Genomic DNA, 14,183 nt, shown 5'->3' with positions numbered 1-14,183 from the left:
GGCGCTGCCAGCGCTCACCCGCATCTGGGTTTTGACCTCCCCATGCGCCCTGTCGGCGTCTGATGCCAAGAAACTTAGATGTCACGGAATCTAGATGACGAGAAACCTAGATGCCGAGCCGGTCGCGTGTCTCGTAGTACCAGGCGCCCATCGCCGATAGCGGCACGCGCAGCATGCGGCCGCCGGGGAACGGCTGGTGCGGCAGGCCGGCGAAAGCGTCGAATCGCTCGTCACGTCCGGTCATCACCTCGCTGATCAGGCGGCCGGCGAGGTGCGTGCAGGTCACGCCGTGGCCGGAGTAGCCTTGGGCGTAATAGACGTTGTCGTTGATGACGCCGAACTGCGGTAGCCGATTCAGCGTCATCAGGAAGTTGCCGCTCCAGGCGTAGTCCACCTTGATATCCTTGAGCTGCGGAAACGTCTTGAGCATCTTGGGGCGGATGACGCCTTCGATATCGGCCGATCCTTCGCTGCCGTAGTTCACGCCGCCGCCGTACAGCAGCCGGTTGTCGCGCGTCAGGCGATAGTAGTCGAGCAGGTAGTTGCAGTCCTCCACTGCCATGTCGTTGGGCAGCAGGCTCCGTGCGAGCTCTTCGCCGAGAGGCTCGGTGGTGATGATCTGCGTCCCGCAGGGCATGGATTTTCGCTCGAGCTCCGGCATCACGCCGCTCATGTAGGCATTGCCGGCCATGACGACGCGGTCGGCCCTGAGGGTGCCGCCGGCGGTCTTCAGCGTGACCGGGGCGCCATGCTCGAGGGACAGGACCGGGCTCTGCTCGTAAATCACGCCGCCCAGCGATTCCAGGGCGGCTGCCTGGCCCAGCGCCAGATTCAGCGGATGAAGGTGGCCGCCGGAGTGATCGATCAGCACGCCGGTATAGCGGTCGCTGCCGACCTCACGTTTGTAGGCGTCGCCTTCCAGCAGTTCGAGGCTGTCGTTGCCGTAACGCTGCCACAGCGCCTGATGATGCCTCAGGGCCTCGAGCTGCTTGGTGTTGCAGGCGGCGAACAGGTTGCCATTGCGCAGGTCGCATTGGATGCCGTAGGTCGCGATGCGCTCGCGGATCACCCGGTTGCCCTCGAACGCCATGTCGCCTAAAGCACGAGCCGTCTCGACGCCGTACTTGTCTTCGATCACGTCCATGTCGCGGCTGTAGCTGTTGACGATCTGGCCGCCATTGCGCCCCGAGGCGCCATAGCCGACGCGCGCGGCTTCCAGCACGACCACCTTCAGGCCTTTCTCGGCCAGATGCAGTGCCGACGACAGGCCGGTGAATCCGGCGCCCACCACGCACACGTCGCAGCTGACGTCGGCCGACAGCGCCGGGCGCGCCGGCGCGGCATTGGCCGAGGCCGCATACCAGGAAGCGGGATATTCGAGGGCTGACGGCGGGTGTTTCATGTCGGAAGGCGCGGCCATCCTGGTCTCCATGAATGAAAGGACGAAAGGGAGGAACGAAGGCCGATCAGCGAGACCGGGCTTCCGACCACAACTGCTGCAGCAGCTGCAACTGCTCGCCGTCGACGGAGGGCGTCAGCGACAGCCGGGAGCGGGTGTCGGCATCGGGCATCACCGGCGGCTCGCGCAGTGCGGCGGTCAGCATCGGCTGTGCCGCGGCGTTGGGCGAGGTGTACAGGTTGTAGTTGGAGAGCTGGGCCGCGACGTCGGGGCGCAGCAGATATTCGATGAATCGGCGCGCGCTCTCCGGATGGGGCGCCCGGGCCGGGATGGCCATCACGTCCACCCAGCGCTGCGAGCCTTCCCTGGGCACGAAGAAGCCGATATTGCCGTAGAGTTCCGGGTCTTCGTTTTTCTTGCTGGCCAGGTCGCCGTTGTAGGCGACGCCGGCATGGATGACGCCGCTGGCGATCTGCTCGATGGCGGCGGTGGCGTCGACGAAGCCGACGAAGTTGTCCCGGGCGCGGGTGGCGATGACCAGCTTCGCCGCCTTGACCCATGGCGCTTGCCCGACGCAGTCGAACCCTTCGCCCTGATAGGCGCAGATAGTGGAGAAGGTGAACTGGGCATCACCCTTGAGCAGGGCAAAGGGATAATCGGTATTGACGTCGGGATCGTACAGCAGCCCCCAGCTGGGGTCCGGGTCGGGGAAGGTGTCGGTGTTGTAGACGATGCCGGTCACGCCCCACTGATACGGCACGGTGTAGGTGTCTTCCGGGTCGTAGGCGGGGTGGCGGAAATCCGCCATGATATTGTCGATGCCTTCCAGAGCCTGGTCGTCCGGTGCGAGGGGCTGGATCAGACCCGCCCCGATGAGGCGCGGCACGAAGTAATCCGACGGGATGACGATGTCGTACTGGGCGTCGCCGCCGGCGTTCAGCTTGGCCAGCATCTCGGCGTTGGAGTTGTAGTAGTTCTCCACCACGTCGATGCCGGTCTCGGCCTCGAAATTCGCGATGATCTCCGGATCCATGTACTCGGTCCAGTTGAACAGGTTCAGCTGTGGCCGAGCGTCCGCCAGGGCGCCGCCGCTCATCACTCCCGCTGCCATCAAGACCGCCCAGCGCTTCGTTTTCATGGTGCCTCCTGGTTGCCTGTCCGTCGTCTTGCGAATCGTCGTCTTGCGAATCGTCGTCTCTAGAATCATCGTCTCAAGGACCGTCTCGTGAACCGCCGTCTCACGAATCGTCGTCACGGCCCGGGATCAGACCCGCAGCAGCAGATGCTCGCGTTCCCATGAGCTGATGACGCGGAAGTACGCGCGGTGTTCCGTGTGCTTGACGGCGAGATAGCTGTTGGTGAAGCGTTCACCGAGGATCTCCGCCAGGGCGGTACACTCCCGCATGCGATCCAGAGCCGGGCCGATGTCGTCCGGCAGCTTGTTGCCGCTGGCCCAGGCCGAACCGACCATCGGCGGGCGCGGTTCTATCTGGCCGAGCATGCCGAGATAGCCGCAGGCCAGCGAGGCGGCCAGCACCAGATAGGGGTTGGCGTCGGCCCCGGGCAGCCGGTTCTCGACCCGGGTCGCCGCCGGGGTGGAAACGGGCACCCGCAGGCCGACGGTGCGGTTGTCCGTGCCCCAATCGACGTTGATCGGCGCCGAGCCGCTGGCCTCGTGGCGAAGCAGGCGACGATAGGAGTTCACGTTGGGCGCCAGCAGCGGCATGGCGGCCGGCAGATAGCGTTGCAGGCCGCCGATGAAATGGTGGAACAGGGTGCTGGTCTGGCCCTCTTCACCGGCAAACAGGTTGTTGCCCTGGGCGTCGACCAGGCTCTGGTGAATGTGCATCGAGCTGCCCGGCTCGTTGGCCATCGGCTTGGCCATGAAGGTCGCGTACATGCCGTGGCGCAGCGCCGTCTCCCGGAGGACGCGCTTGAACATGACCACCTGGTCCGCCAGCGCCAGCGGGTTGCCGTGCTGGAAGTTGACTTCCATCTGGCCGGCGCCTTCTTCGTGGATCAGCGTGTCCAGGTCGAGATGCATTGCCTCGCAGTAGTCGTACATCTCCTCGAACAGCGGATCGAACTCGTTGACCGCGTCGATGGAGAACGACTGACGGCTGCTCTCCTGGCGCCCGGTGCGACCGATCGGCGGCTCGAGAGGGTAGTCGGAGTCGATGTTGGTCTTGACCAGATAGAACTCGACCTCGGGGGCGACCACCGGGCGCCAGCCTCGCTGTTCGTAGAGTTCCAGAACGCGCTTCAGCACGTGGCGGGGCGACAGGTCGACCGGCTCGCCCGTCAGGTAGTAGCAGTCGTGGATGATCTGGGCGGTGGGGTCGTCAGCCCAGGGCACCAGAAAGGCGGCATTGGGGTCGGGCACCAGCTCCATGTCCCGTTCGGCGGGATTCCAGAAGCGGATGTCCTCGTCGTCGGGATAACCCCCGGTGACGGTCTGGATGAAGATGGAGTCCGGCAGTCTTGGCCGCCCGCCGTTGAGATACTTGCTGGCCGGCATGATCTTGCCCTTGAGAATGCCGGTGAGATCGGTCACCAGACTCTCGACTTCGGTAATGCCATGCTGCTGAAACCAGTCCTTGAGCGTTGACGATTCCTGGTGGTGACTCATGAGCGTGTCCCGTGTGGTGTTTCTTGGCAGCCGGGCGCAGCAGCCTGCCGCGCCCGGCTGCTGCCGTTATCGGGCCTGGACTTCGGACCAGAGCTGCTGGAACGTCTGCAGCTTCTCGCCCTCGAGGCTGGGCGTGAAATGCAGACGCTTCATCTCCTCCTCGGTGGGCTGGGCGGGAGGCTGCTTCAGCGCTTCCTCGAGATAAGGCTCGGCCGCCGCATTGGGGCTGGCGTAGTAGTTGTAGTTGGACAGCTGGGCGCCGATCTTCGCGTCCAGGATGAAGTCGATGAACTTGTGGGCCAGATCCGGGTGCGGGGCGCCGGAGGGGATCATCATGGAGTCCACCCACATTTCGGCGCCCTCGTCGGGAATCGCGAATGCCAGGTGCTCGAAGGCTTCCGGATCCTCTCCCTTGAAGTAGAGATAGTCGCCGTTGTAGGACATGCCCACGTGGGTCACGCCCCGGGCCAGCTGCTGTAGCGCCGGGGTGCCGTCGGTGAAGCCGGAGAAGTTGTCGCGGCTCTTGGTCTCGATCATCAGCTTGGCGGCTTCGCGCCAGCTGTCCAGCGTGTCGCAGTCATAGGGCTTGCCCAGCGCACCGCAGGCGGCGCCGATGGCCACCTGGCCGTCGCCCATGATGGCGAACGGATAGTCGGGATTGACCTCCGGGTCGAACATCAGCGACCAGCTGTTGGGAGCGTCCGGGAAGGTGTCGGTGTTGTAGATCATGCCTGTCGTGCCCCACTGGTAGGGCGCGGAGTATGCGGAACCCGGGTCGAAGCTCGGATCCTTGAACTGCTCCTTGACGTTGGCAAAGTTGGGAATCTTCGCGTGGTCGAGCTTCTGGACCAGGCCCGTCTCGATCAAGCGCGGCACGTAGTAGTTGGAGGGGACGATGATGTCGTACTGGGACGCGCCGCCCGCGTTCAGCTTGGCGAACATCTCCGGCAGCGAGTTGTAATAGTTCTGCACCACTTCGACGTCGTACTTCTGCTCGAACGCCGTGATGATCTCCGGGTCCATGTACTCGGTCCAGTTGAACAGATAGAGCTTCTCTTCCGCGGCCTGTGCGCCGGTTCCCAATAGCAGGCTGCAGAAGGCAACGGCGGCGGCAGTCTTGGTGTGCTTCGACATGGGCTTTTTTCCTTGTTGTCTCTTCAATGTTTACCCGTGCGCGGGCTCTCAGGTCAGGATTGACGTTTGCGACTGTGCTGGTTTTTACGGCTGAACAACAGGCTGATCGCGGCGGCTATCGCTACCGCACCGATCATCAGCGTGGCGATGGCATTGATCTCGGGCGACACGCCTTTCTTGATCGCGCCCCAGATGTAGATCGGCAGCGTGGCGCTTTCCGGCCCCGCCGTGAAGAAGCTGATCACGAAGTCGTCCACCGACAGCGTGAAGGAGAGAAAGAAGGCGGATATCAGCGCCGGCTTGATGGTCGGCAGCATGAAGTGGACGACGCGCTTGACGGGCGTGGCGTAGAGATCCTTGGCCGCTTCGAACAGCGTCGGGTCGAGTCCGACGAAGCGTGAATAGACGATCAGCGCGACGAACGGAATCTGGAAGGTCACGTGGGCGATGACCATGGTCCCGAGCCCCGGCTGGAGCAGCCCGGTCAGCCGATGGAACTGGACGAAGAAGGCCATCTCGGAAATGCCGAAAACGATGTCCGGCAGCACGATGGGCAGGTAGATCAGCACGATCAGCCAGCCGAGCTTGCGGTGGCGGTGACGATACATGCCGTAGCCGATCAGGCAGCCGATGACGAGCGCGATGACCGACGAACAGATCGCCAGGATCAGGGTGTTGCCGAAGGCGGCCATGATCTGCTCGTTGCCGAGCAGCTGGTGATACCAGCGCAGCGACAGGCCGGTCATGCTGGCGGCGCTGTTGGAGGCATTGAAGGAGAACAGCACCACCACGGCCAGCGGCAGGTACAGGAACACCAGCGTGATCCACCAGAAGGCCGTCAGGCCGCGCTTGAGGGTTCGCTTTCTCATATCACCACCTCCTCGCCGCCACCCAGGCGCTTGCCGATGCGCCGCATCGCGAACAGCCCGATGAAGGTCGCGATCAGCATCAGGATCGCGCCGGCCGCGCCCAGCGGCCAGTTGGAACCGCCGGAGAACTGGGTAGCGACCAGATTGCCGAGCATCATCGCCTTGCCGCCGCCGAGCAGCTCCGGAATGACGTACATGCCGAAGGCGGGAATCGCGACCAGCACGATTCCGGCCAGCAGCCCCGGTAGCGTCTGCGGGAAGACGGCGTGCCAGAATGCTCGGGCGGGCCTGGCGTAGAGATCCTGGGCGGCCTCGACCTGTGCGGTATCGAGCTTCTCGAAGGCGGCATAGAGCGGCAGCACCATGAAGGGCAGGAAGTTGTACACCAGCCCCAGCGTCACCGCGAAGTTGGAGGGGTACAAACCCATGTTGGGGGAAATGAAGCCGAGCACTTCGGCCGCGTTGGAGAGCGGCGTGCCGGGCGCCAGCAGGTTCATCCAGCCGAAGGTGCGAATCACCTGGTTGGTCCAGGAGGGCACCACCACCAGCAGGAGCATGATCGGCCGCCACTTCGCCCGGCAGGTCGTGATGTAGTAGGCGAGCGGATACGCCACCAGCACCACCAGCCCGGTCGCGACCAGGGTCTGCCACAGCGAGCGCAGCAGGGTATAGAGATTGCCCGGGCTCCAGCCCAGGAAGCCGACCCCGGCCAGCTGCTTGAACGAGTTCAGCGACAGCGGCATCTGCGGCAGGCCGTAGGGGCCGTTGGACATGAAGGCAACGGCCATCAGGTAGAGGCTTGGCAGCACCAGGAAGATGACGATCCAGAGGGCACCCGGCGCCACCGTGAACAGGAGATGACGCGCTTCGCGGACCATGCCCTGGCCGCGTCCCATTACCGCAATATTGTTCGTCGACATGTCGGGTCTCACTCGCTCAGCGTCACGAGGTCTTCCGGGGCGACGACGACCGTCACCTCGTCCCCCACGTTCGGTAGCCGCCTGCCACGGTTGTTGACGGTGGCCTGAAGCGTCGTGCCTGCGATACTGATGCGAAACTCCGCATGGCTTCCGCGATAGAGCCGTTCCGTGATGGTGCCGGGCAGATGGTTGGGACCCTCGACGTGGCCCGGTTCGAGATCCAGCGTTTCCGGGCGCATCAGCACCAGCTCGCCCTCGCTCTCCCCGTCCATTTGCAGCGTGCCGATTTCCGTGCTCAGGCGCGAGCCGTCGCGGCGATGGATCCGATACAGGTTGCCATGTCCCATGAAGCGGGCCACGAAGGCGTTGGCAGGGCGCTCGTAGACCTCCTGGGGCGGGCCGACCTGCTGGATGTGGCCGTCGTCGAGCACGGCGATGCGGTCCGACATCACCATCGCCTCGTCCTGGTCATGGGTGACGAACACGAAGGTCATGCCGAGCCGCTTCTGGACTCGCAGCAGCTCGACCTGCAGCTGGCTGCGCAGGCCGGCATCCAGCGCTGAAAGCGGTTCGTCCAGCAGCAACACGTCGGGTTCGCAGACCAGGGCCCGCGCCAGGGCGATGCGCTGGCGCTGACCGCCGGACAGCTGATCGATACGGCGGTCGACCAGATCTCCCAGCTGGATGAACCGGGCGATCTCCGCCACCTTGGCTTCACGCGCCTTGGCCGCGACGCCGCGCATCTTCAAGCCGAACGCCAGGTTTTCCCGCACCGACAGATGGGGAAACAGCGCGTAGGACTGAAAGACCGTGTTGACGCTGCGCTGATGCGGCGGGGTATCGATGACATCCTTGCCCCCGATCGTCAGCTGGCCGTCATCGGCCTCTTCCAGCCCGGCGAGGATACGCAGCAGCGTCGTCTTGCCACATCCGGACGGCCCCAGCAGGGTGAAGAATTCGCCGGCGTGGATGTCCAGGTCGACCCCCGCCAGCGCAATGGCATCGCGTCCGAACTGCTTGCGCAATCCCTGCATCCTGATCGAGGAAGCGCCGCGCTTGCCTCTCGCCGCCGCATCTGCCGCCGCCACGCGAGTCTCCTCTCGATCCAGGCGCTCGGTGGTGTTCACGGCGTTCGTCAAATCGGTCATTGGGCACTCCTCGTCGTGCTTGCCGCTCGTCACAGCCGGTCGCGAAGCTTGTAGAAATTGGTTGCCAGTACCAGCAGGGGAGTCCGTAACCATCGGCCGCCCGGGAACATCCGGTGGGGCATGGCGGAAAAGATGTCGAAGCGCTCGCTTTGCCCGGCAATGGTCTCGGCCAGCAGCTTGCCGGCCAGTCCCGCCAGCGCCATCCCATGGCCGGAGTAGCCCTGGGCGTAAAAGACATTGGGCGCCAGCCGGCCGAAGTCCGGCGCGCGATTCATCGTGATGGCCACGTCTCCCCCCCAGCGATATTCGATATCGATCTCTTTCAGCACCGGGAACAGGCGCCGTATCTTGGCGTCGGTACGCGCCTCCAGACCTCGGGGCGGGCGGCCGTCGTAACTCACCTCCCCGCCGTAGATCAGGCGTCTGTCTCTCGAAAGGCGATAGTAATCGAGTACGAAGTTGGTGTCCGACAATGCATCGTTTCGGGGGAGAACCTGGGCGGCCTGCTGCTCACTCATGGGCGCGGTGGCGATCATGTAGTTGGCCGCCCTCATGATGCGCCCGCTCATCTGGGGCACCAGGCGGTCGCCGTAGGCGTTGGTGGCGATGACCACGTGATCGGCCACGACCCGGCCGCGTTCGGTGACGACGGTGGCCTGCTTGCCGTGCCGGATATCGACCACGGGACTGAACTCATGAAGGATCGCTCCGGCTTGCTGAGCGGCTCGGGCCAGGCCGAGTGTGTAATTGAGGGGGTGCAGATGGCCGGCTTCGCGCTCCCAGAGCGCCGCCGGATAGGCATCGGTGACGACGTGCTCGCGCAGCGCGTCGCCTTCCCGCCACTCGAGCCCGTGATAGTCGAAGTCGCGGACCATCCGCTCCTGCCACTGTCGGAGCTCGACGACGTGCCGAGGCTTGACCGCCGCGTGGAGATAGCCCCAGGACATCTCGCAGGGAATCTGGTGTTGCTCGACGAGGTGGGCGGTCAGCCTGACGGCTTCACGACTCATTTCCCAGATATCGCGGGCGGCGGACCGACCCAGGGCGTTTTCGACGGTACGTATGTCGGTGCCCAGGCCCGGCAGTATCTGCCCGCCGCTGCGCCCGGAGGCACCGTGCCCCACGTTCAGCGCTTCGAGCAGGATGACGCGATATCCCTGCTGCGCCAGATGCAGCGCGGCGGAGCAACCGGTAACGCCCGCGCCGATGACGCAGACATCGGCGCGATGATCGCCTTCCAGCGGGAGCGCTGGCTCGAGCTCGACGGCAATGGAGTCCCGATACCAGGAGGCGGTTGTCGCCGACGACGAATAAACTGTCATAGGAAGTCCGTCTTGGGTTGCGCGCTGCGCTTGTAATTGTTGATTCTGCCATGTCGCAGAGTGACGTGGCTCGCTCAGTGTGTCATTAATTCCGTGGTCGATGTCAACTATTTAATAACACCATATCCTGCCGGACGACGTGAATTCCGGTAGCCACGCAGCGCTTTTTGCTGATCTTTTTCCTGCCGAATTCGCGATGAAAGACCCGGTTTATCGCCGTTTAATGCCTGAATTTTTACGATGTTACAATAGAATTCGGAGCCGATCGGACTCCTCCGCCAGCAAGACTTTGGAATCGATGGATATTAGCTGGGTAATGGAATATTCGACAGGATGACGGTTCGTGTCGTGTTCGGGGCCGCGTCATTTCGACGGGTGAAGGTGAGGCGGATAGTGAGGCGGGGCTGGCGCGAGGAGATTGCGAGAAGAGTGCGAGATATCGACGTTCGACGGATGCCGGAGAACGGATTCCCGCACCCGGCGAGAACCCATTCCCAATTTTCAGAAGATGCTGCTTCACGCGTCGATATGCAACTCCGGCGTGGGTCGTCGGAAGCCACGGGTCAACCAAAGCAGCCATGCCAATCCCATCAAGAGCCACAGCGAGCCAAGCGTGACGGCTTTGTGATCGAGGCTGAACAGCAGCCACACGATCGCGCCGAGTCCGATCGCCGGACATACCAGATAGCGAAGTGTGTCGCCCAGGCTGCGGCGGCCGCCCTTGAGGTAGTAATGGAAGATCACCGCCAGGTTGACCAGGGCAAAGGCCAGAAACGCGCCGAAGTTGATGAACGAGGCCGCAGAAAGCACATCCATCGTCAGCGCCAGCAAGGCCACCACGGCGCTCAGAAGCAGCCCGCCCAGTGGCGTTCCATGACGACCCAGACGGCCGAGCCAGCGGCGCGGTAACACATCGTCGCGGCCCATGGCGTAGATCAGGCGTGCACCGCTGGCCTGGGCGGCGATGCCCGAGGCGAACTGACCCACGACCAATCCGATCAGGAAAATCGACACGAACACGTCACCGCCGATATTGCGCGCGATGGTGTAGGCGGCGGCGTCCGGATTGGCGAAGTCGAAGCCCGGCGCCGCGAGCTGGACGCAGTAGGAGACGACGATGAAGATCAGCCCGCCCAGCAGCGTGATCAACAGGATCGCCCGGGGCAGCGTGCGCTCGGGATCCTTGGTTTCCTCCGTCAGCGTGGTCACGGCATCGAAGCCGAGAAACGAATAGCAGGCGACGGCCGCACCGGCCATCAGTATCGGCAGCGAGGCATTGTCGCTACCCAGGAAGGGAGTAAGGCTGAACAGTGGCTGGGTCGGGTCGCCGAGAAGGTAGCGCAGGCTGAGGCCGACGAAGGCGACCAGCACCAGCATCTGGATCAGCATCATGGCGCTATTGACCAGGCTGGCCAGCTTCAGTCCCAGCACGTTGATCACCGTGGTCACGCCGATGAACGCCAGCAGCCATAGCGCCGTCGGGATGGTCGGGAAGGCGGAGTTCAGATAGGCCGCCCCGATCAGCCAGATCACCATCGGCAGGAACAGATAGTCGAGCAGAATGGCCCAGCCAGCAAGGAATCCCAGCCGATCATCGATGGCGTGACGAACGTAGGCGTAGGCAGAGCCGGCGACGGGATAGGCGGCGGCCATGCGGCCATAGCTGTGGGCGGTGAACAGCATCGCCACCAGCGCAGCGAGATAGGCGCCTGCCACTGCACCCTGGGTGACCACCGCCAGCACCCCGAAAGTGCCGAGCACGATGATCGGGGTCATGTAGGCCAGGCCGAACAGCACGACCTGGGATAGGGTAAGGGTCTTCTTCATTTCCGACATTGTCATGTCCTGTTGTGGTTGTTTTACGAAGTGTGGTTGTTTTACGAATCGTGGTCGTTGCGGCTAGCAGCAGTCGTCGTGATGAACGCAGGGAGCCGGTTCGGCGTTCAGTCGAAATGCCAGCTGCGCCGCGAGCCCTGGGTTTCAAGATGCCCTCTGAGGCTTAGACGTCGATCCTCTGCGTAGTGGTAGTCCTGTTTGGCACTGGAGAGGCGCGCCGGGTCCAGATGCAGCGCTTGAACGGTCTCCTCGCGACCGGCTCGGAACAGGGTGTCGCCATCGGGGCCGATCAATGCGCTCTCGCCAGCGAAGGTGAGCCCGGCGCCCTGACCGGCTCGGTTGCTCATGGCGAGGAAACACTGGTTTTCCTGGGCTCTGGCCTGAGCGGCACGAGCATGTACGGGGCCGTAGGGATCCATATTGCCGTTGGTCACCACCAGCAGGTCGGCCCCCATGGTTGCCAGCGCGCGGGCCGGCTCGGGGAATTCCAGGTCGTAGCAGATCAACAGGCCGATGCATCGGCCGCGCCATTCGAGACAATGAAGCGCATTGCCTGGCTGAACCAGCGTGCGTTCGTCCGGCCACAGGTGGGTCTTGCGGTAGCGTAGTGCGATACCGTCTTCGGGCGTGATCAGCACGGTAGTGTTGAACACGGTCTCGCCCTCTCGCTCCAGCAGGCCGATGGCGATCGCCAGATCGCGATCGCGACTGGCCTCGATCAATGCCTCGAGTTCCGGCCCGTCGAGCGTCAGGGCACGATCGAACACATGCTCAGGTTCGGCAAAGCCACTCAGATGCGTTTCGGGAAAGACGATCAGCGCGGTATCGTCGTCGACGGCATGAACGACCTCGAGCGCTCGGGTGAGGTTGTGCTCGATTTCGCCTTCACGGCTGGCGAGTTGTGCCAGGACAAGCTGCATGGAACACTCCGGGAAGTTGTGATTGGAACGGGAGCTGATGGCCTTCAGTATCCCCAATCTCGCGCCACTGCCTATCCCGCAAGCGGGGTAACCCGATTGGGGGATTCGGCTTGGCTTGAAAGAGAAAAAACGATGACCCAACGAGCTCGGCCGGAGACAGGCTCAGTTGAGATGACCTCGCTGGAAAGCCTGGAGTGGCATCGCGCCTTCGGCCAACTGGCGGAGAACGTGGACCGTGCCGGCTTCTGGCTGGCTCTCGTCCGGCGGCTGACGAGGGAAGTGCATTTCGACACCTGGGTGGCGCTGGTCTTCGACCGCCAGCAGCCACCCCGTATCCTCGCCGAAAGCGACGAGGACGACGGTGCCGACGACGCACTGTTTCAGGACTATCAGCGTGGCCTGTATCTGCTCGATCCGTTCTACATCGATGCCTGCGAGCGCGACCGTTGCGGCCTGTTCACGCTGGCCGAAGTGGCGCCGCAGCACTTCACTCGCACCGAGTACTATCAGCGCTATTTCCAGCGCAACATCGTCGCCGACGAGATCCACTTCAATCAGACGCTGGATGATCGCCGGATATTGTGCCTGTCGCTGGGCTCGACTCGCCCATTTTCCCGGGAGGCGCTGGGCAGTCTCGCCTTGATGCAGCCGTGGCTACTGGCGCTGATGCGGCTTCGCATGCATTTCGAGCCGGAAGAAGATGGTGCTTCCGGGCCACATCCGTGGCATCCGCAACCGGACAAGGAGCTTGACTTCGATTCACGCTACGCCTTGACCGAGCGTGAGCGCGAAGTCAGCCAATTGATGCTGGGTGGCAGCTCGACCAAGGAGATTGCCCGCCGTCTGGCAATCTCGATCGAGACGGTGCGCGCCCACAAGAAGCATCTCTACGCCAAGCTGGGTGTCAGCTCGCAATCGGAGTTGTTTTCGCTGTTCTGGCAGGCGCGGCGCTGATTCAGAGCGTGCGGTCGTCGACGCCGAAGCTCGGCGGCACGAACCAGCGTACGTCACGCGGATCCTGTTCGATCAGGTCCTCGACCTGCAGCAGGTGGGCGAAGATCGCCATGCGCATGGGAATGCCGTTGTCGGTCTGGCGGAAGATCGCCAGGCGCGGGTCGCCGTTCAGGTCGGTGCTGAGATCGTTGGCGCCGGGTCGGCTGTCACGCGGCAGTGGGTGCATGACGATGGTGGTCGGCGAGCAGCGGCGATCGAGGAAGCCGCGATCGACGACGAAATCCGAGGTCAGCTCGGCGAAGCTCTCCGACATCTCCGCGGTGAAGCGCTCGCGCTGGATGCGAGTGGCGTAGATCACGTCGACATCATCGAAGTTCTCCGCCAGATGGGGGCGCGTTTCGATGCGATGCCCGCGCGAGGCGACCAGATCGATCAGGTGCTGCGGCATTTCCAGCCCCGGCGGCGAGACCAGCGTGATCCGCAGCGGTTCGTAGAGCGACAGCAGCTTGATCAGCGAGTGCACGGTGCGGCCGTATTTCAGATCGCCGGTCAGCAGCAGGTGGGCACCGGCCAGCGGCTTGCCCAATCGCGCGAACTCCTTGGTGATGGTGTAGACGTCCAGCAGGGCCTGGCTCGGGTGCTCGCCGGGGCCGTCGCCGCCGTTGATCACCGGCACCTGGGTCGCTTCGGCGAATTCCGCCACCGAGCCCTGCTCGGGGTGGCGCATGACAATGGCGTCGACGTAACCGCCCATGACGCGGCTGGTGTCGTAGAGCGATTCCCCCTTGGCCATCGAGGAGAAGGTGAAGCCGGTGGTGTCGCAGACGCTGCCGCCGAGCCGGCAGAAGGCGGCGTTGAAGCTGATGCGGGTTCGGGTGCTGGCCTCGAAGAACAGATTGCCGAGCACGGCGCCTTCGAGCACGCGGGTCACCTTGCGCCGCTGGGCAATCGGCTCCATGCGCTCGGCAACGCGGATCAGGTGATCGACGGCGTCACGGGAGAGCGAGTCGACGGAAAGCAGGTGCGCGGGCATCGGGAAACCTCGTTGGCGG

Annotated in this window: 12 protein-coding genes; 1 reads left to right on the top strand and 11 read right to left on the bottom strand. The window is 63.7% G+C overall.

The features are described 5' to 3' along the window. Nucleotides 1-106: 106 nt before the first annotated feature. The 10 genes from R5R73_RS18390 to R5R73_RS18345 all read right to left on the bottom strand — a co-directional run bounded on the left by R5R73_RS18390 (nt 107) and on the right by R5R73_RS18345 (nt 12,177). Entirely contained in the window at nt 107-1,420 is a 1,314-nt protein-coding gene (locus R5R73_RS18390; protein ID WP_322528295.1) for an FAD-binding oxidoreductase, read from the bottom strand. A 46-nt stretch (nt 1,421-1,466) separates the two neighbouring features. Next, nucleotides 1,467-2,537: a spermidine/putrescine ABC transporter substrate-binding protein gene (locus tag R5R73_RS18385; protein WP_322528294.1), complete on the bottom strand. Its 1,071-nt coding sequence runs from the start codon at nt 2,535-2,537 to the stop codon at nt 1,467-1,469. A gap of 126 nt (nt 2,538-2,663) precedes the next feature. Beyond that, nucleotides 2,664-4,028, bottom strand: coding sequence for a glutamine synthetase family protein (locus tag R5R73_RS18380; protein WP_322528293.1), 1,365 nt, complete (start codon nt 4,026-4,028; stop codon nt 2,664-2,666). 66 nt (nt 4,029-4,094) lie between these two features. Beyond that, complete coding sequence (locus R5R73_RS18375) at nt 4,095-5,162, bottom strand: spermidine/putrescine ABC transporter substrate-binding protein (protein WP_322528292.1); 1,068 nt, start codon at nt 5,160-5,162, stop codon at nt 4,095-4,097. Nucleotides 5,163-5,215: 53 nt separating this feature from the next. Then, the gene (locus R5R73_RS18370; protein ID WP_303855276.1) at nt 5,216-6,031 is read right to left on the bottom strand and encodes an ABC transporter permease; all 816 of its coding nucleotides are present in this window, start codon (nt 6,029-6,031) and stop codon (nt 5,216-5,218) included. Further along, entirely contained in the window at nt 6,028-6,951 is a 924-nt protein-coding gene (locus R5R73_RS18365; RefSeq protein WP_322528291.1) for an ABC transporter permease, read from the bottom strand. The genes R5R73_RS18370 and R5R73_RS18365 overlap by 4 nt, the downstream gene beginning before the upstream one ends. 8 nt (nt 6,952-6,959) lie before the next feature. After that, entirely contained in the window at nt 6,960-8,099 is a 1,140-nt protein-coding gene (locus tag R5R73_RS18360; RefSeq protein ID WP_322528290.1) for an ABC transporter ATP-binding protein, read from the bottom strand. A 29-nt stretch (nt 8,100-8,128) separates the two neighbouring features. After that, the gene (locus tag R5R73_RS18355) at nt 8,129-9,421 is read right to left on the bottom strand and encodes an FAD-binding oxidoreductase (RefSeq protein WP_322528289.1); all 1,293 of its coding nucleotides are present in this window, start codon (nt 9,419-9,421) and stop codon (nt 8,129-8,131) included. A gap of 516 nt (nt 9,422-9,937) precedes the next feature. Continuing rightward, nucleotides 9,938-11,257, bottom strand: a complete 1,320-nt coding sequence (locus R5R73_RS18350; RefSeq protein WP_322528288.1) for an APC family permease — start codon at nt 11,255-11,257, stop codon at nt 9,938-9,940. Nucleotides 11,258-11,364: 107 nt separating this feature from the next. After that, nucleotides 11,365-12,177: a carbon-nitrogen hydrolase family protein gene (locus R5R73_RS18345; RefSeq protein WP_322528287.1), complete on the bottom strand. Its 813-nt coding sequence runs from the start codon at nt 12,175-12,177 to the stop codon at nt 11,365-11,367. Nucleotides 12,178-12,309: 132 nt separating this feature from the next. Here R5R73_RS18345 and R5R73_RS18340 point away from each other — a divergent pair, with 132 nt between their 5' ends. Then, a complete protein-coding gene (locus R5R73_RS18340; protein WP_322528286.1) occupies nt 12,310-13,131 on the top strand; it encodes a helix-turn-helix transcriptional regulator in 822 nt (273 codons plus the stop codon). A gap of 1 nt (nt 13,132) precedes the next feature. On the opposite strand, the gene R5R73_RS18335 is transcribed toward R5R73_RS18340, so the two are convergent. Beyond that, complete coding sequence (locus tag R5R73_RS18335) at nt 13,133-14,164, bottom strand: aspartate carbamoyltransferase (protein WP_322528285.1); 1,032 nt, start codon at nt 14,162-14,164, stop codon at nt 13,133-13,135. Between the last annotated feature and the right edge of the window lie 19 nt (nt 14,165-14,183).

Source organism: Salinicola sp. LHM (assembly GCF_034479735.1).
GTDB lineage: Bacteria > Pseudomonadota > Gammaproteobacteria > Pseudomonadales > Halomonadaceae > Salinicola > Salinicola salarius.
This window is presented reverse-complemented; position numbering and strand designations above follow the sequence as displayed.